This is a genomic window from Flavobacterium sp. N2038 (genome assembly GCF_025947185.1).
GTDB lineage: Bacteria > Bacteroidota > Bacteroidia > Flavobacteriales > Flavobacteriaceae > Flavobacterium.
In genome coordinates this window covers 619,524-640,812 of record NZ_CP110001.1, presented here as the reverse complement: position 1 = coordinate 640,812, position 21,289 = coordinate 619,524, and the positions used below count along the sequence as shown (strand labels likewise).

At 32.3% G+C, this 21,289-nt stretch carries 18 protein-coding genes; 8 read left to right on the top strand and 10 right to left on the bottom strand.

The annotated features are described in order from the left end of the window. Positions 1-447 precede the first annotated feature (447 nt). Complete coding sequence (locus OLM51_RS02825) at positions 448-1,002, bottom strand: lysophospholipid acyltransferase family protein (protein ID WP_264552896.1); 555 nt, start codon at positions 1,000-1,002, stop codon at positions 448-450. 478 nt (positions 1,003-1,480) lie between these two features. Between OLM51_RS02825 and OLM51_RS02820 the strand changes: the two genes are divergently transcribed. From OLM51_RS02820 to OLM51_RS02810, 3 genes are all read left to right on the top strand, one after another. Continuing rightward, the gene (locus OLM51_RS02820; protein ID WP_264554266.1) at positions 1,481-1,858 is read left to right on the top strand and encodes a GxxExxY protein; all 378 of its coding nucleotides are present in this window, start codon (positions 1,481-1,483) and stop codon (positions 1,856-1,858) included. Positions 1,859-1,979: 121 nt separating this feature from the next. After that, positions 1,980-2,954 (top strand): tryptophan--tRNA ligase, encoded by a 975-nt coding sequence (trpS, locus tag OLM51_RS02815; protein ID WP_264552895.1) that lies wholly within the window; start codon positions 1,980-1,982, stop codon positions 2,952-2,954. A 123-nt stretch (positions 2,955-3,077) separates the two neighbouring features. Continuing rightward, the gene (locus tag OLM51_RS02810; protein WP_264552894.1) at positions 3,078-3,449 is read left to right on the top strand and encodes a hypothetical protein; all 372 of its coding nucleotides are present in this window, start codon (positions 3,078-3,080) and stop codon (positions 3,447-3,449) included. 21 nt (positions 3,450-3,470) lie between these two features. On the opposite strand, the gene dprA is transcribed toward OLM51_RS02810, so the two are convergent. Further along, entirely contained in the window at positions 3,471-4,571 is a 1,101-nt protein-coding gene (gene dprA, locus OLM51_RS02805) for a DNA-processing protein DprA (protein ID WP_264552893.1), read from the bottom strand. A gap of 238 nt (positions 4,572-4,809) precedes the next feature. Here dprA and OLM51_RS20445 point away from each other — a divergent pair, with 238 nt between their 5' ends. The 3 genes from OLM51_RS20445 to OLM51_RS02795 all read left to right on the top strand — a co-directional run bounded on the left by OLM51_RS20445 (position 4,810) and on the right by OLM51_RS02795 (position 6,342). Then, positions 4,810-5,322, top strand: coding sequence for a hypothetical protein (locus tag OLM51_RS20445; protein ID WP_413614530.1), 513 nt, complete (start codon positions 4,810-4,812; stop codon positions 5,320-5,322). A 56-nt stretch (positions 5,323-5,378) separates the two neighbouring features. Beyond that, on the top strand, positions 5,379-5,774 hold the full coding sequence (locus tag OLM51_RS20440; RefSeq protein WP_413614529.1) for an SPOR domain-containing protein: 396 nt from the start codon (positions 5,379-5,381) through the stop codon (positions 5,772-5,774). 124 nt (positions 5,775-5,898) lie between these two features. After that, positions 5,899-6,342: a hypothetical protein gene (locus tag OLM51_RS02795; protein ID WP_264552892.1), complete on the top strand. Its 444-nt coding sequence runs from the start codon at positions 5,899-5,901 to the stop codon at positions 6,340-6,342. A gap of 36 nt (positions 6,343-6,378) precedes the next feature. Here OLM51_RS02795 and OLM51_RS02790 read toward each other — a convergent pair whose 3' ends face one another. The 8 genes from OLM51_RS02790 to OLM51_RS02755 form a co-directional block, all read right to left on the bottom strand. Next, a complete protein-coding gene (locus OLM51_RS02790; RefSeq protein WP_264552891.1) occupies positions 6,379-7,137 on the bottom strand; it encodes a hypothetical protein in 759 nt (252 codons plus the stop codon). Positions 7,138-7,207: 70 nt separating this feature from the next. Continuing rightward, positions 7,208-9,487 carry a helix-turn-helix domain-containing protein gene (locus OLM51_RS02785; RefSeq protein ID WP_264552890.1) on the bottom strand — a complete coding sequence of 760 codons (2,280 nt, stop codon included), beginning with the start codon at positions 9,485-9,487 and terminating at the stop codon, positions 7,208-7,210. Between the two features lie 100 nt (positions 9,488-9,587). Further along, on the bottom strand, positions 9,588-10,163 hold the full coding sequence (locus OLM51_RS02780; protein ID WP_264552889.1) for an OmpH family outer membrane protein: 576 nt from the start codon (positions 10,161-10,163) through the stop codon (positions 9,588-9,590). A gap of 661 nt (positions 10,164-10,824) precedes the next feature. Next, the gene (locus OLM51_RS02775) at positions 10,825-11,673 is read right to left on the bottom strand and encodes a class I SAM-dependent methyltransferase (RefSeq protein ID WP_264552888.1); all 849 of its coding nucleotides are present in this window, start codon (positions 11,671-11,673) and stop codon (positions 10,825-10,827) included. Positions 11,674-11,770: 97 nt separating this feature from the next. Beyond that, positions 11,771-12,235, bottom strand: a complete 465-nt coding sequence (locus OLM51_RS02770) for a GNAT family N-acetyltransferase (protein ID WP_264552887.1) — start codon at positions 12,233-12,235, stop codon at positions 11,771-11,773. A 196-nt stretch (positions 12,236-12,431) separates the two neighbouring features. Beyond that, a complete protein-coding gene (gene mnmG / locus OLM51_RS02765; RefSeq protein WP_264552886.1) occupies positions 12,432-14,303 on the bottom strand; it encodes a tRNA uridine-5-carboxymethylaminomethyl(34) synthesis enzyme MnmG in 1,872 nt (623 codons plus the stop codon). Between the two features lie 420 nt (positions 14,304-14,723). Next, positions 14,724-15,143 carry an rRNA maturation RNase YbeY gene (ybeY, locus tag OLM51_RS02760; RefSeq protein ID WP_264552885.1) on the bottom strand — a complete coding sequence of 140 codons (420 nt, stop codon included), beginning with the start codon at positions 15,141-15,143 and terminating at the stop codon, positions 14,724-14,726. Next, positions 15,140-18,511 carry a coiled-coil domain-containing protein gene (locus OLM51_RS02755; protein ID WP_264552884.1) on the bottom strand — a complete coding sequence of 1,124 codons (3,372 nt, stop codon included), beginning with the start codon at positions 18,509-18,511 and terminating at the stop codon, positions 15,140-15,142. Before OLM51_RS02755 ends, ybeY begins: the two co-directional genes overlap by 4 nt. 163 nt (positions 18,512-18,674) lie before the next feature. On the opposite strand from OLM51_RS02755, the gene gltX reads away from it, so the two are divergent. Next, positions 18,675-20,168: a glutamate--tRNA ligase gene (gene gltX, locus OLM51_RS02750; protein WP_264552883.1), complete on the top strand. Its 1,494-nt coding sequence runs from the start codon at positions 18,675-18,677 to the stop codon at positions 20,166-20,168. A gap of 135 nt (positions 20,169-20,303) precedes the next feature. After that, positions 20,304-21,287, top strand: a complete 984-nt coding sequence (locus tag OLM51_RS02745; RefSeq protein ID WP_264552882.1) for an SPFH domain-containing protein — start codon at positions 20,304-20,306, stop codon at positions 21,285-21,287. Positions 21,288-21,289 lie beyond the last annotated feature (2 nt).

Here is a 21,289-nt window from a genome sequence, read left to right as displayed (position 1 = left end):
ATTAAAAAAAGCAAAAAAAACACGCAACCATTTTACAAAGCATCCATCTATTAAACAAATGCGATTTGTTTGGAGTAGCATTCGCGGTTTTTTTTAGAATAAATTTGGTTTGTTATTTAATTAAAGTCCGTTAGTTTCCAAGGACTAACGGGGTTTTTTTAATTTTTTTTCAAACAATATCAGGTTGGCGACGCAACCTTTTTCAATTTTTACTCTCTGTATATTATGTGACATTAACTTGAGTTTTACAGGATTAAACTCTTTATTATCAACCAAATAATATTTTAACCATGAAAGAGAAAATAGAAGTGTTGTTGAATAAAAACCGAAAAAAAACCAGACTAAAATTTAAAAAAGTATTACGTTTTATTTCAGAAAAAATAATACACAGATAAAAATTTTGAATATAAATAAGGGGTTATTTTAATTCAAAAAAAACCCGGCAAATTAAATTTTGCCGGGTTTTATTATTAATGATTCTTCCTTGATCGTCTCTTTTCCAAACTCTAACAATCCGTTATAAATTATTTCTCTAACCTGATCTCTAAGCTCTTTTCTGTTTTCATTTGTGAGATGTGCAGTTTCTACAAAAGGCAGGATTCTAGCACGCATTTTTCCCGGACTTCCACTTAAAAAAGTGTATGAGAAACGCTCTTTATTATCTGCAAAAACGATGGGAACAATCGGGATTTGATGCTCAATCGCCAATCTGAAAGCGCCATCTTTAAACTCATCCAACAAGATAGATTCATCATCAGGAACTCCTCCTTCCGGAAAAATACAAATACTTAAACCCTGATTCAGACGATTTTGTGCTCTTTTGAAAACTTCATTTTTACTTTTAGAAGAGTTTCTGTCGACTAAAATACAGGTCCTTTTATAGAAAAATCCAAACAACGGGATCTTTACCAGTTCTTTTTTACCAACAAAAACAAAAGGATTTCGAACAACTGCCAGCATAAGCATAATATCAGTCATCGAAGTATGGTTGGCCACGATCATGTAGCTTTTATTTTTAATAAGCTTTTGTTCGCGCTTTACCGTGTAGTAAAACCCCATGCCGAAAAGGATGAATTTAGCCCAAATGCGGGCCATTCTGAAAAAATAGGGATATCCCCTTTCTGAGGCAATCGAAACTAGCAAGAACGGCAGCATAATCAATATTGGAATTGCCATTAAAACATAAAACCAAATACGCCATAAAACCAAAAAATAATCTTAAATCCTTTCATGGTTTCAAATGTAAGAAAACAGAAGTGAATTCTCTAAAAGAATTTACCCTTCTAAAATTTTTCTTTATAGCACAGAGCTCGCAGAGTTTTTCGCAAAGAAAAAATGTTCATTTTGAGGTAAATACCAACGTAAAATGTCCACAAAGACTTGTTAACAATACTTTGACTTAAACAAAAACTTTTCAAAATAACTATTGCAGAATACATTAAAATTTATATTTTTATACGAAAATACATATTAAAAAAAAATAACTGAAAATGAAATTTCAACAATTATTATTGGCCTTGCAATTGAGATACATAGAAAACTTGGACCGGGATTATTAGAAAGTGTTTATAAAGAATGTTTGTACTATAAAATAAAGCAGCGTGGACTTCTTGTGGAAAAAGAAAAAACGATGCCCTTAGTTTTTGAAGAAATAAAATTAGATTGCGGATATCGCATTGATTTACTCGTTGAAAACAAATTCGTAATTGAAATAAAAGCGGTTGAATCTTTGACAATAAATCATTTAGCACAAACTTTAACCTATCTCAAATTGGGAAAATATAGACTAGCTCTACTTATAAACTTCAACGAAACATTATTAAAAAATGGTATTAGAAGAGTAATAAACGATTTCTAAAAACATAGAAAAACTCTATGAACTTCAAAAAACTCAAAAAACTTCCCAAACTCTGCGAAAAACTCTGCGAACTCTGCGCTAAAAAAACGAACTTTGCAACTAAAGAATAAGAAAAACTAGAATGGCAAAAATACTTACTGGCGTTCAGAGTACTGGAACGCCTCACTTAGGAAATCTATTGGGAGCTATCATCCCGGCAATTGAGTTATCGAATAATCCGGCAAATGAATCATTTTTATTTATTGCAGATTTACATTCAATTACTCAAATTAAAGATGGTAAAACATTAAGAGAAAACACGTACAGTACCGCTGCTGCTTGGTTGGCTTGTGGTCTAAATCCTGAAAAAGTTACTTTTTACAGACAATCTGATGTTACTCAAACTGCTGAACTAACCTGGTATTTAAGCTGTTTTTTTCCTTTTCAACGTTTAACTTTGGCGCATTCTTTTAAAGATAAAGCAGATCGTTTAGACGATGTTAATGCAGGACTTTTTACTTATCCAATGTTAATGGCGGCTGATATTTTACTTTATGATGCAGAATTCGTTCCTGTTGGAAAAGATCAGTTGCAACACTTAGAGATTACTCGTGATGTTGCTTCAAGATTTAACCATCAAATGGGAGAAATTTTTGTAATTCCTGAAGCTAAAATTCAGGATGACAGCATGCTGATTCCGGGAACAAACGGTGGAAAAATGAGTAAATCTGCGAACAACATTATCAATATTTTCCTTGATGATAAAACGCTTCGCAAGCAGGTAATGAGCATTGAAACGGACAGCACACCGCTTGAAGATCCAAAAAATCCGGATACTTGTAATGCTTTTGCTATTTATTCTTTGATGGCAAACGAAACTCAGCTTGCTGAAATGAGAGCCAATTATCTAGGTGGAAATTATGGTTATGGTCATGCAAAACAAGCTCTTTTTGAATTAATTACAGAAAAATTTAAAACAGAAAGAGAGAAGTATCATTACTACATAAACAATCTCGAAGAAGTAGATGCTTTACTAAAAAAAGGCGCTGCAAAAGCATCAGTTATTGCTGATGGTGTCTTAGCAAAAGTTCGAACCGTTTTGGGATTTGAAAAATAAAAAAATATGAAACCCGGCAGATTGTTAATTATCTACCGGGTTTTCTTTATAAAACAATCGCATAATTTCTAAAAGTTAAATAGACTTACTTCATCTGTAAATCTCTTTTATTCAGTTTAGTATATGAAAAAAATATTCACGGAATATATGTTTCTTCTCCTTATTGCGCTCTTTACGCTCGGGTTTACATTAGCATATTTATCTGGCAATATGGAATCCTACGGAACAAATAAAACTGTTGGATGGGCTTATAGTATTCATAATGAGGTTCTGGTCTCACTTATTTTTTCTTTTTCTCAAATTATTTTTATTCTTGGCTATTTTATCATTTTTCGTCTAAAAAGAAAGACCAATTATTACATTTCACTTGCTCATTTTGAACTGATTATCCTGATATTAGCTTTAATGTCTTTTGGAAATTTTATTGCTGGTTTTATTGCTTGTATGGCCTCTATAATCTTGTTTTTTATTGCTATTTTAAAATCTCATAAATAAAATTCCTGGCTCATTTTTAGATTAGACAGCTTCGAATATTTTGCCCGGCAAAGGCCTAATTACACCCTTAAGTTCCATATTTACAAGTATTCCGGAGATTCTAAAAACGGGTAAATTACATTCTAGCGCTATGATATCCAGCATCTCTTTACCGTTTTTTAAAAGAAAATCATAAATCTTTTGTTCGTCAGTTTCAAGTTCAATAAAAAGTTGCTTCTGAATAGGCTTTGGCTTATTATTAATATCCCAGTTTAAAACATAAATCAGATCTGCGGCGCTTGTTAAAGCATTTGCTTTTTGCGTTTTAATTAAATCATTACAACCCTGACTGTATCGATCTGTAACCCGCCCAGGAACAGCAAATACATCCCGATTATAGTCATTGGCTAAATTGGCTGTAATAAGAGATCCTCCCTTATCTGCAGATTCTATTACAATTGTAGCTTCGCTCATTCCCGCAACAATACGATTTCGTCGAACAAAATTTTCTTTATCCGGGTTTGAGGAACTCCAAAATTCAGTAATAAAACCACCATTTTCTTCCATCTTTGCAACATACTTTTTGTGTGTTTTAGGATATATCTGATTTAGACCATGCGCCAAAACACCAATCGTTTGTAAATTGTTTTCTATTGCCAATTGATGTGCAACAATATCAACTCCATAGGCAAAACCACTTACAATAACCGGATTAAGTGGAGCCAGATCTTCAATAAGATTTCGACAAAACTCAGCTCCATACGATGTTATTTGCCTCGTCCCTACTATACTAATAATCTTTCTATTTTTCAAATCGATATTTCCCGAAGAAAAAATCAAAACTGGCGAATCTATACAATGTTTAAGCCGATCCGGATAATTTTTATCCTGAAAAAAGAAAACTTTTAGACCCTCAGATTTAATAAATTCCAGTTCCTGTCTGGCTTTTTCAAAAATAGTTTTATCTTTTAAATTCTTTAACAACACAGAACCAACTCCATCTATAGCAGCTACTTGACTTGCCTTTGCCTTAAAAACTGATTCTGCATTTTCAAAATAAGTTAGCAATTTTTTAGCCATAATATCTCCAACTCCATCCACTTTAAGTAAGGCTAATAAGTAATACAATTCCTGATCTGACATTGGTTTAAAATATTATGTAAAATAGAATAAAAAACAAACTGATTTAAAAGCTACAAATATGGTAAAATTAAAGTAAATTCCTAATAAATTAAATGTTTTTAATAAACTGCAAACTCAAAAAAATAATAACATATAAACTAAACTTCTGAAAACTAATTGTCTATAAAAAAAGTGCAATTGTTAATAAAAATTGTGAATAAAATTTTGATAACTATATTCATTACCTAACTTTGTTACTATGAAAATTGAAACCTACATCGGACAGTTATTGTATCGTTATCAGTGTGTAACGGTTCCAGGATTTGGAGCATTTTTAACAGAAATTCAATCGGCACAGTTGAATGAAAACACAAATACATTTTTTCCACCAAAAAAAATGATTTCTTTCAATAGTCATTTAAAAAACAATGACGGTCTATTGGCTAATCATATTGCCTATGCGGAAAAAACATCTTATGGTTTTGCTGTAAGCGCTATTGCTTTTGAGGTTGTTAACTGGAAAAAAACACTGGAAGAAAACGGTACCATTTTTCTAAAAGGAATTGGTGAACTTCGTTTTAATTCGGAGAAAAATATCATATTCACTCCTAACGATCAAACCAACTATTTGGCAACTTCTTTTGGATTAAGTCCATTTGTTTCTCCAATGCTTAAAAAAGAAATTTTGAGAAAACGATCGAAGCAATTTCAGAAAGAGAACCAATCACTTTATACGGAGATGAAGAAGGAAAATCATCTAATTCTTTCTTAAAATACGCTGCAATTTTTATTCTTGGTCTTGGAATTACAGGAAGTATTGGTTATCCGTTGTACCAAAATCAAATCAACACTAAAACTTTAATTGTAGAAAGTGCGGTTCAGAAAAAAGTACAGAATAAAATTCAGGAAGCAACTTTCTTTATACAGAACCCATTACCCGCTGTAACATTGTCAGTAGATTCTGCAAAAGTAGCCATTGAAGAAACCAAAGTAATGTCTTACCACATTATGGCGGGCGCATACAGAAGCGAACAAAATGCTAGAAAAGCCTATAACCAATTGATCAAAGATGGTTATGAAGCCCGAATGCTGCCAGAAAACAAACATGGATTATTTCCTGTTTTATATGGCAGTTATGCAACAATGCAAGAAGCTCAAAAAGCACAAAAAGAAATACAGAGAGGCGAAAATCCTGAGGCCTGGATTCTAGTTGAAAATTTATAAAGTATTGAAAAATCCTATTCTCTTCGAATAGGATTTTTTTTTGCTTATTCTGTTGTTCTAAAGCATTTGCATGGTAGTTTAAATAAATTTCATCGGATAATTTAGCCCAAATAAATTATAAAAAATGGATAAAATTTTTAAAACCCTGGCTCTTATTTTGTTGCTTAATTCACAGTCATTTTTTGCACAACAAATTAAAAATAATCACAAAATACAAGAAGTTAATTTAAAATTGGATGAATCTGAAAATCAAATAATTTCGAAGGAAAATCATCAGAAATTAGATAACCAGATTGCAGAATTAAAAAAGAAACAAAAAGAACTTGAAAACAAAAAGAAAAGCCTGGCAAAATGCGAGGATAATTTGAAATCAACAAAAAAAAAGATCAATAAACTAGAACTGGAAAATCAAAAAATTGAAAATAAAATAGCTACCGCTTCGATATCCGACGAAGAAACTCAAAAACAAAGTATCAAAACCAAAGAGAATGAGGTGAACATCCAAAAACTAAAATTATCGCAAACAACGCAGCAAAAAGAGCTTGAAAAAGCTATTTCAACGCTATAAATAAAAATGCCTGTTCAAATTGAACAGGCATTTTGTTTATCGTGAAACAATTTTAGCATCTTGTGAAAGAATTACTTTCTTAGATTGATATATAACCAACCTTGCCGGTGGAGAATTCTTTTCTCCCAAAACGATAATGGAACATTCGTATAAATATTTATCTTTTTTAAATTCATACTGATGATTTCCTCCTGATCCTTCTACAACAAGCTCACCCCCATTTATCACCAAATCAGGTTTTTCAGTCATTTCTTTTTTTATCGACCAGGAAGCATAACGGTAATTATTATTCCCTAAATTATCAATTCTGATTTTAAATTTAGAAGTCTCCAAAACACAAATCGGACTTTGAAAAAAAGCAATACTTGGATCCAACTTTTTTTTCTGATCGGCATTGAGCCTGTTCTTAAGCTCATTTTCAAATTTCGACTGGTAGTTTACTGCAATCAATTTACCATCAATATCCAGCCAAATATTTCCCTGATCAAGCATTAAACCACGCCAGCCCATATCGGACCAGTTTTTTAATGGATCCGATTTTACAATTTCATTTTTTAATGTAACATCAAACACTTCCGGATATCGCTTTATAAAATCTGCTTTATCGCTAATGGCAGGAATTGGGTATTCTCTTTTGAGCGGATAAGAAATCATCTCGCCAAGTGCTTCTTTGTTGTCTGTCTTAACATTATTGATAAAAGTCTCGATGATCTTTTTGTACTCCGGTTTCAGATCCTGACAAAAACTATTGTTGAAATAAAAAACAACAAATAGGAAATAAATTAGCTTTTTCATAAATTTCTATTTTACATAATGTTTTTATACTAAACTAAAAATGAAAAGACTAAGTTACAAAATCTACAAATCAATTTATACTGGCCTTGAACATTTTAAGTTCATCCCAAGTAAATTCCTCTCCATGTTTTTCTTTCAAACCATTCAGCGATTCTTCCTGATAAAACTCAAAAGCATCGCGAAGCGCTAAAATTTTATCATCTGAAAGTACCTCAGTAATATCCACTTTCCTGGCCTGAATTAATTTTATAAGATGCATTTCTACCGTTTGTACAGTGAGTTTTCTGATACGTGCAATATCCTCAACAGAATTTTTTTCTAACCAAAGATCGTGCGTCTCTTCAACAGTGGTCTTTTTAGGTCCTTTTTGAGCTGTTTTATCCACTTTTTTAGCAGAATACCTGATAACGGGTTCATCAACCTGAAAAATGTCGGTATTGGTCATTTTATGCTCTTCACGAATTTTCGAAACTTTATCTGATTTATAGTTCTTAATAGCAGGAGAAGTCAATTTTTCTTTACAGATTGTTTCACGGGAAACGACAATTTCAATCAGTAATTTTGCTTTCATCAAACGCAAAACAGCTTTAGTTTGTAAATCATCCAGAAAAGCAAGTTCTTCGTAAAATTCCTTTACTTTTTTAAATTTCTGAATTTCAGCCATTTTACTCAAAAGATCCGAAACCAGTTTATCCATTGGTTTGAAAAAATAATCATAAGCTGCCTCTACTCTCTCCTGGACAAAATATAAATCTACTGCCTCTTTACTAAAAATTTTATTAAGCTGCTGAATGAATTTTTGTGAAGGATCAACAAGTCCGTCAATAGTTTCCAATCGTTTATGTGCCCAGATTGCGTGTTTTGCTTTCTCTGATGTGGCAGCATTTTCATTATAACTAAAACGGTGATTGCGCCACTCTTGTGCAAGATCTGTCCAGTTAAAACTGTTAACCAAATAGTTATGAATAAAATTCTTGGTTTCAAAATGCAGCGAGTTTTTCAAAACCTCTTCTGTAGCTTTATTCAGAGCATAGTCCATTACATCCTGATCGTTCGACAGTCCGTTCATTTGTATCGGAGAAAGCAAAATAAGCCCATTTAAAGACGTTAAACGCGAAAGTGCTACATACGCCTGTCCGGGAAGAAAAACTTGCGATACATCGAGCGCAGCTTTCTCAAAAGTTAAACCTTGGCTTTTATGCACCGTTATTGCCCAGGCTAACTTAAGCGGATAATGTGCAAATGTCCCTAAAACTTCTTCTTCAATCTCTTTTGTCTGCTCATTTACCTTGTAGCGAATATTTTTCCATTCGTATTTTTCTACTTCGATCGTTTTATTCTCTTCTGGAAAGTGAACAAAAATTTCTTCGGGAGAAAGTGATTTTATAACACCCATCTTTCCGTTAAAGTAACGCTTTTCAAAAGACAGATCATTCTTTACAAACATTACCTGTGCTCCCACTTTGAGTTTTAAATTCTCTTCAACAGGAAAAATTTTCTCCGGAAAATCACCTACAACAAACGGTTGAAAAGCATATTCATTTCCTGATAAATCATTGATTGCCTGCTCGTTGATTGCATCTGCTTTTGCATTATGTGTTGTCAGCGTTATAAATCCGGGATTCAGTTTTAAATCAAAATCAGGTTTTACATATTGATTCAAAACCTGAACATCTTCTTTGGTAATCTGATTATTTCGAAGATTGTTTAAAACGGATATAAAAACATCATCGCTTTGGCGATAAATTTTAGATAATTCAATATACAAAGGCGGATTTTGCTGCATTACATGCGAATGGAAAAAGAATTTTCCTTTGTAATAATTACGCAAAGTTCTCCATTCTTCGTCACGAATTACTGGTGGCAATTGTAGTAAATCTCCAATGAAAAGTACCTGAACACCACCAAAAGCCAGTGTATTTCTACGTACAGTCTGCATCATAAAATCTATAGCATCCAGTAAATCAGCACGAAGCATACTTACTTCATCGATAATCAGCAATTCCATATTTCGAATCACATTACGCTTTACATTGTTCATTTTAAAATGTCTGCGCAATGATTCTTTATTCTCAAATTTTACTGTTTCTGTAAACTGAGAACTCTCCTGATAAGACGGAATAAATGCCGAAAATGGCAATTGAAACATGGAATGAATGGTAACTCCTCCTGCATTTAACGCTGCAATACCTGTTGGAGCCACTACAACCGTATTTTTATGTGTTGTAGCGATTATTTCGCGCAACAAAGTAGTCTTTCCTGTACCGGCTTTACCTGTAAGAAATATCGATTTTTGCGTCTGATTTATGAATTGTAAAGTGTAAGCTGCAGCTTCTGAAACGTTTTGCATTAGGCGTTTATTAAATGCTAAAAGTAGCGCATTTTTATAAAAGAAAAAACCTAAATCCTTAGGAGATTTAGGTTTTTAAAATAGTTAGTTTTTTGGGTAGTTATTTTTTAGCTTCCTCTTTTACAGCTGGTTTAGCATCTGTTTTTGGAGTAGCCTGGTATTTTTCATTCAAGGCTTTAATGATATCCTTTGTAATATCAAATTTGTCTTCTGCATACAAAATCGTTGCAGCATCACCAGTTCCATAAATGTAAGCGTAACCGTTTTTCTTACCGTATTCTTTAATGAATTTTTTAACTCCACTTACAAGAGAATCCATTTCTGTACCACTTTCTTGTTGTAATTGCTGAGATAAAGCTTGTTGAGCGTACCCTAATTGTTGCTCTCTTTTTTGTAACTCAGCACCTCTTTGTTGTGCCCATTGCTGACCATTTGCCTGCGCCTGGCTTTGAAAATTAGCAGCGTCTTGTTTAAAACGAGTAATTTCAGCTTGCAGTTGTCTTCCTTTTTCCTCAGCTTGAGCTTTATATTTAGCTTCAAGGTCCTTTGCTTCGGTGTACTCTTTCATTAAAACCGAAGTATCTACGTAAGCTGTTTTTACTTCCTTAACTTCTGTTGCTTTATTACACGAAACAACCGAAATTGAAAGTGCGATAATTACTAATGCTTTTTTCATTTTCTAAATTTCTAATTTTTTTAAGTATTGAAGACAAAAATATAAAAAAATAAATAGCACCAACATAAAGTTTAAAAAATGCCCAAATTTTATGATATTAGTTTTATTTATGGACTAAAATTATACGATAAAATATCATTATCAAAAGTAACTTGCACAGCTTTTATCTAAGGAGTTTTCTATAAAAAAACAATACAAACCCTCGTTTTACTACAAAAAACACCTTAAACAAGCTTATTTTACGTTTTGATCGTTTTTTAGCGCACAAATTTGCAGTGAATACTTTTTACCGGAGAAACTTTAAATTTTGAAGTCAAAAAAAAAGAAACATCAAAATTCATTCTCCAATTTTATAATTTTCAAAACTTATATAAAATTTCAAATTGTACCATTTTTAAAATCCTAAAAAAATTAAAACCGAAATTGCCTTCAATTTTTCTCTCTTTAATTAAAATTTTAAATCATAAAAAAAACAGCACAAAATTTCGAAATTTTGTGCTGTTTTTTCAGCATTGGTTTTATTTATAGAGTGAGTTTTTACCATAAAATATCACTATTAAAAGTGGCTTTCATAGCTTTTATTAAAGCAATCTTCTCTAAAAAGACAACACAAACCCTCAATAACCATAAAAAAGCGCCTTAAACATGCTTATTTTGCGTTTTACTTGTTTTTTAAGACATAAATGTGCGACGAATACTCTTTTGTACTTGCAGCTTTTAAATTTGATCTTAAACCAATGAAAAATGCGTTAATGAAATTCATTTTTCCGCTTTTATATTTTTCGGATAATAAACTAACATAAAACGAATCAAATTTCATTGGTAATACTTTTTCGAGTTTCATATCAACTTTTTCAAAAAGGGATTGAATCGCTTTTTTTGAAAAATGCCAAAAATGAATTGGCACATCAAAAGCTGCCCAAAATTCTCCGTAATGTTTTGCATCAAAAGATTTAAAATTTGGAACCGCAACAATTAATGTTCCAGTTGGCTTTAATAAACGCTTCAATTCCTGAATTTGAAATTCTAAATTTGGAACGTGTTCCAAAACGTGCCACATGGTAATTACGTCAAAAGAATTATTTTCAAGTTGGCTGATTTCTTCAACAAATGAAATTCCTTTTTCTTTTGCAATATTTTTTGCTCTTTCGCTTGGTTCTACTCCGACAGTTTCCCAACCGTTATTTTTTGCCGTTAATAAAAAATCTCCAGTTCCGGCACCAATGTCTAAAATTTTACCTTTTTGAGTTTGTTCTGAATTAATCAAACTCAGTTTATTTTTTAAAGCAATATTTTTTACAAAGTGATATGCTTTTTCAAACAATGAACGTTTGTTATCTGTATGCGAAATATAATCTTCACTTTCATAATATCTGCCAAGATTTTCTAAATCCGGTTGTGGAGATGTAATTAGCATATCCAGATTTTCATCATAATACAATTCGAAAATTTCTTTAGAAACTGAATGGTCTTTTACAGTCAGAAAATGTTTTTTGTTTAAAACGTCCATTTTTTAATTACAGGTATTTTGGTTTAATTTCATAGCAAACCCTAAAAGCAAAAATTTCACTTTTAGGGTTTATATTTTTAATATTTATATTTTTCTTTTATTGCTTCCAATTTATTTTTACGGCCGACAATTTTTCGTTTTCAATTCTTATTTCGGGAATAATGGTAAAACCATTTTTAAGATAAAACTGCATAGGAGATTTATAAAATGTCCCATCTTGCTTTATCTCATTTTCACGATCACTTACCCACCCATTCAAACTTGTATTTTTACTTTTTATTTCATTCAGCAAAACAGAACCAAATCCTTTGCCTTGAATTTTATGATCCAGAATTAATCCAAACCAAATTTCTTCTTCTCTCAAAAAAGTATAAATCCAACCATTAATTTTATTTGAATCATCAACCAATAAATAATGATTAATATTTAAGAGTCCGCTTAAATAAAATTCAAAGTCTTCAGTTGTTCTACAAAACAATCTTACTGAATATTCTTTATTCCAAAGTTCTCGCAAAACTTCTTTTTCTTCTGCAGATAATATCTCTTTTTGGATGATCTTCATAATAAGAATTTCAAAATAGTTTCACGTGGAACATTTTTTTTGTTTCAGGTTTGAAGTTTCAGGTTTGAAGTTTCAGGTTTGAAGTTTCAGGTTTAAAGTTTCAGGTTTCAAGTTTTACGTTTCAAGTTTTACGTTTCACGTGGAACAAAAACAAAATTTCAGATTTCAACAATAACGTGAAACCTGAAACATATTTTTATCTTCCCATATAAATCAAAAGCACGGAAATATCACTTGGTGATACACCGCTTATTCTTGACGCCTGCGAAATTGTAACTGGGCGAATTTTACTTAATTTTTGTTTCGCTTCAATTGACATCGATTTAATCTTATTATAATCGAAATTCTCCGGAATCTTCACTTCTTCTAAACGAGTTAATTTGTCAGCGTTATTTCTTTCCTTTTCGATATAACCGGAATATTTAACCTGGATTTCGGCCTGCTCTAAAATTTCTTTATCCAAATCATTTTCTTCAACATATGCTTTCACTTTTTCAAATTTCAACATATCCTCCAAATCAATCTGCGGACGAGAGAAAACTTTAAACATTTTATCCCCTTGCGTAATTGGAGCAGTTTCTTTTGCTTCTAAAATAGGATTGGTTTCTGCAACCGAAACACTTGTTTCTTTAAAGAATGCAACCATCTTTTCAGACTCATTTAATTTCTTTTCCATTCTTCGCAAACGAGCTTCAGAAGCAAGACCAATTTCATGCGACATTGGTGTCAATCTGAAATCGGCATTATCTTGTCGCAACAATGTTCTATATTCTGCTCTTGATGTAAACATACGATAAGGTTCCTCTGTTCCTTTCGTAATCAAGTCGTCGATCAAAACTCCAATATAAGCTTCATCGCGTTTTAAAATTAATGGTGCTTTTTCATGCACTTTTAAATGCGCATTTATTCCTGCCATCAAACCTTGAGATGCTGCTTCTTCGTAACCTGTTGTTCCGTTAATTTGTCCGGCAAAATATAAACCTTCAACAAGCTTTGTTTCCAAAGTATGTTTTAATTGTGTCGGTGGGAAATAATCATATTCGATTGCATAACCCGGACGAAAGAATTTCACATTCTCAAAACCGACAACAGTACGCAATGCTTTAAACTGAATATCCTCCGGAAGAGAAGTTGAAAATCCGTTTACGTAAACTTCACAAGTATTCCAACCTTCCGGTTCAACAAATAATTGGTGACGCTCTTTATCAGCAAAACGATTAATCTTATCTTCTATCGAAGGACAGTATCTTGGACCAATACTTTTAATGCGACCGTTGAACATTGGCGAACGGTCAAAACCAGATCTCAAAATATCATGAACATCCAATGACGTATAAGTCATGTGACAAGATCTTTGATGCGTTAAAGGAGTTGTCAAATCAGAATAAGAAAACTTATCCGGTTTTGCATCTCCCTTTTCTTCGTTCATTTTAGAATAATCCAAAGAACGTCCGTCAACTCGTGGTGGTGTTCCTGTTTTCATTCTTCCGGCTTCAAAACCTGCCAAAACTAAATCTTCGGTAATTCCTGTTGCAGCACTTTCGCCAGCTCTTCCTCCACCAAATTGTTTGTCTCCAATATGAATCAAACCATTTAAAAAAGTACCGTTTGTCAAAACAACAGATTTCGATCGAATTTCAATTCCGAGCGAAGTTCTAATTCCTTTTATCTTCCCGTTCTCAATAATCAAACCCTTTACCATTTCCTGATAGAAATCCAAATTTGGAGTTCCCTCCAACATCATTCTCCATTCTTCGGCAAAACGCATTCGATCACTTTGAACTCTTGGCGACCACATTGCAGGACCTTTTGATTTGTTCAACATCTTAAATTGAATTGCTGTTCTATCTGAAACAATTCCAGAATAACCTCCAAGCGCATCAATCTCACGAACAATCTGTCCTTTTGCGATTCCTCCCATTGCAGGGTTACAAGACATCTGAGCAATGTTCTGCAAACTCATTGTAACCAACAAAGTTTTGGATCCCAAATTTGCGGCCGCTGCTGCGGCCTCTGAACCGGCATGCCCAGCTCCAACCACAATAACATCGTATTCTTCTAAAAACATTTTGTTTTATTATTCTCTGCAAACCGTTTAAGGCGGTCCTCAGAATTAACTTTATACTCTTTTTTGTTCCACGTGGAACGGCGCTAATGCGCTAATATTTAAATCTTGAAACTCCAAATTCCAATCTAAACCTAATAATCTGTTCCACGTGAAACAGATTAAACTCAGTTAAAAACCGAAATCTTTTGAATCAAATTCAAACTTCAAAACTTTACTTTACACGTTCCACGTGAAACATTTAAAAAATCACTTAACCTCTTGCTTAGTATTTCATGTTCCACGTGAAACATTTTAAAGCCAACTCATAAATATAAAATTTCTTTTAAGTGTTTCACGTGGAACAAGTCTTATTATATCCTCTTGAAATAAATAATGTTTCACGTGGAACATGTAATTCTTTTATACTAAAAAGATGTTTAATTACTGTTCCACGTGAAACATTGCGATTTTTTCATCTTCTTTAGAACGCATTAAATCTGCATCAGCATCTGATTTATCTTTGTATCCACAGTAATGTAATATACCATGGGCTAAAACACGCTTTAGTTCTTCATCAAAAGAAACATTAAAATCCTTTGCGTTATCCTCTACTCTTTCAATCGAAACAAAAATATCTCCGTTTAATTGGTTTCCAACTGTATAATCAAAACTGATAATATCTGTTAATGTGTCGTGATCCAGATACTCTACATTAATCTTATGAAGATATTCATCATCACAAAAAATGTAATTTATTTCTCCTTCGCTTTTGTTTTCAGAAACTATCACAGCACTCAACCAATCAGAAAAGGCTTCTTCGTTATCTAAATTAAAATCTGTTTCGTAATTAAAATTGATCATTTTGTATTAAAATATTCTTGAACCTTTTGGTTAAAATTTGAGCGCAAAGGTAGTGATTGTCTGTTTAAAATCTCTACACTGTTTAAATATTCAATTAAAGAGCTTGGTAAAGCATTCGTGCGATTTGAAAATTCAGTCTTATTTGTTTCAGATTGACGCTTCGTATCCTGACCTTGTTGCTGCACTGCATTATTTAATTTTAGCAATTCTTGTTGAATATTTAAAATTCTTTGCAAGTTCTCATTCTTAAATCCCTTATTTAAAAGTTGCTTTTCTGACTGCTTCATTTGGTCAATAACAGATCTGCCTTGTCCGTCTAAACCTTTTTTAGCCAATTCATTTTGCAATGCTTCACGAAGTTTTACTTGTTCTTTATAAATCTCCATTATCTTTTCGGCATCCCCTTCTCCATCATTTCCGTCTTTTCCATCATTACCTTTTCCACCGTTTTTATTTCCTTGGCCCTCTTTGCCCTGACCATTTTTACCTTGTCCTTCTTTACCCTGACCTTGCTTACTTTCGCTTCCTTGTCCTTGCTGACTATCTCCAGGTTTATTTCCTTCCTTCATTCCTTCTTTCATCTTATCAGCCAAACCTTTTTGTTTCTGTATAATATCCGGTAATTGCATTCCTTGTCCATCTCCTGGTTTTGGTTTTCCTGATCCTGGTTTAGACATAGACATTTGCATATTATTTAATAAATCACTTAAAAAGTCAGCCAACTTATTCGCAGAAGAAGTGGCGTATTGCTGATGCGAAACTCCTTTCGGAATCTGAACATCGGTTAAGGTTTCAATTGCCTTGTCTATATTATACTGTACATTACCAATTTCCTTTGTAACATCTTCTGCAACTTTTGGATTTCTTAATGACAAAGCAAACAAACTATCGTCAACATGTTTGAACTGCTGCTTTAAATTCTGCTGAATTTTTATATTTTTAGTATAAGCAGATGAACCCAATTTCATAGATTTAAATTGTTTCATCACATCTTCCTGTGATAAAGAATATGCTAAAAGGTTATCCAGAACCTGACGAAGCATTGCAACATCTTCTTCTAATTGTTCTTGTTCTCCTCCATCCATACTCGACTCCATTTGCTTTGCCATGCTTTTCATTTTCTGAGCAGCACTTTTCTGCTTTTGTTTAGCCGAAGAAGTATTCTTTTTTTCTAATTCTTCAGAGGCTTTCTGCAAATCATTATCAAGATCTTTTTCTTTTGAAGCATCTTGCTGAATGTCTAAAGGAGCTTTAAGTGTTTTATTTTCTTCTTTTAAATCTTTTAAATCTTCCTGGATTTTATCGAAAGACTTATTAATATCATCTTGCTTTTCTTTAGTATTTTCTTTCTCTTTATTTGATAGTTGTTCTTGCTGATCTGAAAGTTTATTCAACTTTTCAGCAACCTGTTCTGCCTTCTTAGAAACATAAAAACGCTTGGTTAATTCAACTAATTGTTCTAAATTACGAGATTGGTTTTTACTAATTTGTTTGAACTTTTCCATCTTATCAAACAAATCTTCATTGTTTAATTTATCATTTAAGTTCTTTAATTCATCTAGCAGTTTTTGATTTTTCTCTAAATCTTTTTCTGCGTTATCTAAACGTTTCTGTAAATCTTCAGCCGTTTTATCTTTCTTCTCGTCTTTGAATTTATCTAAATTCTTATTCATTTTTTCAGCAAACTGTTTCATCATTTCGTCCTGTTGTTTTTGACGTTTGATAAAATCATTGATCTTTTGCTGATCTTTAAATTCCAAATTATCTTTTTCTTTTCCGGTATTCTGAATCTTATCCATTTCCGAAATCTGTTTCGTTTGATTCTTTAAAGATTTTTCAAGACTATTTATGTTCTGATTTTGCTGTTGCAACTCTGCATCCTGAACTTCATCTGCAGTAGAAACTCTATCTGAAAACACAGAAGATTTTGTACTCTTAAAATGATGAGGCGCATCGTTATCAAAAACTTCAAAATAGTATTCATAAGATACTCCTTCTTCGACTGCCAGATTACTGGGAAAATTAAAAACGAACTGATCAAACACAGCTTGCTTTACCGGAATAGTTCCTCTCTTTGCAGTTTGAGGTTTTCCTCTTTCATAATAAACAATCTGCAATTTTGATAAACCATAGTCATCACCCATTCTTCCTAAAACATAATTTTTGTCCAGCTTCAAACTATCTGGTGCAGGCGAAACTGTAATTGTAGGATGTTGATCTTTGATAACAGACAACTGATAATCTAGTTTTTCGTAGTTTTTGATCTTATTGTTAGAAGTAAGAATTTGATATTCTGTATTTTGACTGATACTTTTTACCAGTTTAAACTCATTTTCAGCCTTTACAAATCTAGATACAGTCTTTTCATCCTTCCAAACAATCTCCTGAGTTGATTGAGTATTCATTTTCCAGGTCACTGTAGTTCCTTCCGGAACAATCCCATTTCCGGTTCCTTGTATAATCTCAGATTTCTTTTTTAAATATTCCGGAAAATTCAGCACCATTTCAAAGTTGGCAATTGATGGAACTGTAACAACTTTTAATTCATATTCATCAGATGAAACTGTATTTCCTTCAAAAGAAAAAACAATATTACTAACTGGCTTTTCAATTTTAAATTCAAACTTTCCAGGCTGAGAAGATTCCATAAAATAACTTTCACTACCAATATGGATCATGACATTTTCAGGAACTACCTTACCCTCTGTTTCTACCTTTACAACAAAATCCTTATTTTGTTCTGTTTGAAGATTACTATTTAAAACTACAAATTTGAAAGGAGCCGGTGGCAAAAACGAAGCATTGAAATGTACTACTCTATTAAAACTTTGAGAAATTATTGTACTGTTTCCAGAAATATAAAACACAGCAAAAAGTAAAATTGGAATTATCGCTAATGGCAAATACTTCTTATTAGTACCAAAATTAATAGCGTTACCGAAAGGAATTGGTTGCAAAGAATTTGCTTTTTGCTCTATCGAAGCCAACATTAATTCTGAACTTTCACTTGAATTTTCATTTGAAGAAAGCTGCAAAAAGTTTGTTAGTTTATCGCTTACTTCAGTAAAATGATTTCCAATAATAGCTGAAGCCTGATTATAATCGATTCCTTTTTGAAGTTTGAACAATTTAAAAATTGGAAACAAGATAAATCGAAACAACAGGAAAACTTCTACTCCGATAAATAGCCAAAATAAAAGAGTTCTTCCTGCTGGTTTTAACCAAAGAAAATACTCAACAAAAAGGGTAAATAGAAAATACAATAGTCCAAAACCAATAAAAAGAAGTGCTCCTTTTATTAATTCATTTGTATAATACTTTTTAATAAATCCTTCTAACTTCTGATATATTGCAGATGATGTTTTCAAAATAAAATCTCTTTTGATTATAACCCATAAAAGTACTAATTATAGCAATTCAAATTCCAAAAAATAAATTCCAAATTCCAACTTAAACGTTACGTTGGAATTTGGAATTTTAAAAAATTGGGATTTATCTAAAGTTGTATCTTTGCAACAAAATTATAAACAAATGTCAAAGCAAGTTCGTGTGCGTTTTGCACCAAGTCCAACAGGAGCATTACATATTGGCGGAGTTCGTACTGCCCTATTTAATTATTTATTTGCAAAAAAACATAACGGTGTTTTTTATCTTAGAATTGAAGATACAGATCAGACTCGTTTTGTTCCAGGTGCCGAAGCTTATATTATGGAAGCTTTAGAATGGTTAGGAATTTCTCCTGACGAAACCGTTGGAAAAAATGAAAAATTTGGTCCGTACAGACAAAGTGAACGTAAAGAATTATATAAAAATTATGCTGACCAATTGATCAATTCAGGTTGGGCGTATTATGCTTTTGATACTCCAGAAGCCTTAACTTCATTAAGAAATGAACAAGAATCTCAAGGAAAAACTTTTATTTACAATCATACAAACCGTGAAAAATTAGATACGTCTTTAGCAATCTCTACTGATGAAGTTACTAAAAGAATTGCAAATGGAGAACATTATGTGATTCGTTTTAAAACTCCGGTTAATGAAACTTTACAATTAAAAGATATCATTCGCGGTGATGTAAAATTTGAAACTAATCTTCTTGATGATAAAGTTTTGTTTAAAAGTGACGGAATGCCAACCTACCATTTAGCGAATATTGTCGATGATCATTTGATGGAAACTTCTCATGTAATTCGTGGTGAAGAATGGTTGCCATCTATGCCCCTTCACATTTTACTATACAGAGCTTTTGGTTGGGAAGCACCGGAATTTGCACATTTACCATTGATTTTAAAACCAAATGGAAAAGGAAAATTGTCTAAACGCGACGGCGAAATTGGTGGATTTCCAGTATTTCCTTTAGACTGGAAAGAACTAAAAGGATTTAAAGGTGATGGATATTTGCCAGATGCATTAATAAATTTCCTTTCTATGATTGGCTGGAATGATGGAACAGAAAAAGAATATTTTTCATTACAAGAGTTAGTTGAAGCTTTTGATTTAAGCAGAGTTCATAAAGCCGGAGCAAGATTTGATATTGAAAAAGCAAAATCAGTAAATCATCATTACTTATCAAATAAAAGTGACGCTTTTTTAGCAGAAATTTTTGAACCAATTTTAGAATCAAAAGGTATTAAAATCAACAAAGATGTTGTTATAAAAATAATGTCATTAATAAAAGATCGTTTAGTTCTTGCCAATGATATTTGGGATTTAACTGATTTCTTTTTCCACGTACCAACATCATATGATGAAAAAGCAAGCAAAAACTGGAAAGAAGAAACTCCAACTTTAATGCAGGAATTGATTTCTGTTTTAGAAAACATCGAAGATTTTACATCTGTAAATATTGAAACTATCGTAAAAGATTGGTTGACTAAAAATGAAATTGGAATGGGTAAAGTAATGCAACCTTTCCGTTTAAGTTTGGTTGGAGCACTTAAAGGTCCTCACCTATTTGACATTGTTGAAATCATCGGAAAAGAAGAAACAATTTCAAGAATTCAGAAAGCGATTGAAACACTTTAATCAAAAAATCTGACATATATAGAAACGCTAAGCAACAAACTACAAATGTTCTTAGCGTTTTTTTAATGCTTAAAAAATTTAATTTAGAAGAATTTTCGTAATTTACCAGATCATAAAAACTAAATTAATATTACCATGGGTACAGCATTTATTATTCTAATAGTCTTCGGATTATTTATTTTCATGTCGTCTTTCTTTACAGTAAAACAACAATCATCTGTAATTATAGAAAGATTTGGGAAATTTCAAAGTGTTAGAAATTCAGGATTACAGCTTAAAATTCCGTTAGTTGATAGATTGGCCGGACGTGTAAATCTTAAAATTCAGCAATTAGATGTTATCATCGAAACCAAAACGAAAGACAATGTTTTCATTAAAATGAAAGTTTCTGTTCAGTTTAAGGTGATTCAAGATAAAGTATATGATGCCTTTTATAAACTGGAATATCCGCACGATCAGATTACTGCTTATGTATTTGACGTAGTTCGTGCCGAAGTTCCTAAACTAAAATTGGATGATGTTTTTGAAAGAAAAGACGATATCGCAATTGCAGTAAAAAGAGAATTGAACGAAGCCATGACTACTTACGGATACGATATCATCAATACTTTGGTTACTGATATTGATCCGGATATCCAGGTTAAAAATGCTATGAACAGAATTAACGCAGCTGATAGAGAAAAAACTGCAGCAGAATTTGAAGCTGAAAGTTCAAGAATCAGAATCGTTGCCAAAGCAAAAGCTGAGGCTGAAAGTAAACGTTTGCAAGGTCAAGGTATTGCAGATCAACGCCGTGAAATTGCAAGAGGTCTTGTAGAAAGTGTTGAAGTTTTAAACAATGTTGGTATTAATTCTCAGGAAGCTTCTGCCCTAATTGTTGTTACTCAACATTATGATACATTACAGGCAATTGGTGCTGATGCCAATTCTAATTTAATACTATTACCAAATTCTCCACAAGCCGGAAGTGATATGCTAAATAATATGGTTGCATCATTTACTGCTTCAAATCAAGTTGGTGAAATGATGAAGAAAACAAATAAAAAAGTAGAAAAACATAAACCTAATCATCCGCAATCAGGTTATGAAGATGATACTCAACCGGAAATACAATCATAAAT

Coding starts and splice junctions, on each gene's coding strand:
- OLM51_RS02775 (WP_264552888.1), bottom strand. CDS start 11,673: ATGGACGTTTTAAACAAAAAACATTTTCTGACTGTAAAAGACCATTCA.
- OLM51_RS02785 (WP_264552890.1), bottom strand. CDS start 9,487: ATGCAAAACGTTTCAGAAGCTGCAGCTTACACTTTACAATTCATAAAT.
- OLM51_RS02810 (WP_264552894.1), top strand. CDS start 3,078: ATGAAAAAAATATTCACGGAATATATGTTTCTTCTCCTTATTGCGCTC.
- trpS (WP_264552895.1), top strand. CDS start 1,980: ATGGCAAAAATACTTACTGGCGTTCAGAGTACTGGAACGCCTCACTTA.
- OLM51_RS02780 (WP_264552889.1), bottom strand. CDS start 10,163: ATGAAAAAAGCATTAGTAATTATCGCACTTTCAATTTCGGTTGTTTCG.
- OLM51_RS02795 (WP_264552892.1), top strand. CDS start 5,899: ATGGATAAAATTTTTAAAACCCTGGCTCTTATTTTGTTGCTTAATTCA.
- OLM51_RS02770 (WP_264552887.1), bottom strand. CDS start 12,235: ATGAAGATCATCCAAAAAGAGATATTATCTGCAGAAGAAAAAGAAGTT.
- mnmG (WP_264552886.1), bottom strand. CDS start 14,303: ATGTTTTTAGAAGAATACGATGTTATTGTGGTTGGAGCTGGGCATGCC.
- dprA (WP_264552893.1), bottom strand. CDS start 4,571: ATGTCAGATCAGGAATTGTATTACTTATTAGCCTTACTTAAAGTGGAT.
- OLM51_RS02745 (WP_264552882.1), top strand. CDS start 20,304: ATGGGTACAGCATTTATTATTCTAATAGTCTTCGGATTATTTATTTTC.
- OLM51_RS20445 (WP_413614530.1), top strand. CDS start 4,810: ATGAAAATTGAAACCTACATCGGACAGTTATTGTATCGTTATCAGTGT.
- ybeY (WP_264552885.1), bottom strand. CDS start 15,143: ATGATCAATTTTAATTACGAAACAGATTTTAATTTAGATAACGAAGAA.
- OLM51_RS02825 (WP_264552896.1), bottom strand. CDS start 1,002: ATGATCGTGGCCAACCATACTTCGATGACTGATATTATGCTTATGCTG.
- gltX (WP_264552883.1), top strand. CDS start 18,675: ATGTCAAAGCAAGTTCGTGTGCGTTTTGCACCAAGTCCAACAGGAGCA.
- OLM51_RS02790 (WP_264552891.1), bottom strand. CDS start 7,137: ATGAAAAAGCTAATTTATTTCCTATTTGTTGTTTTTTATTTCAACAAT.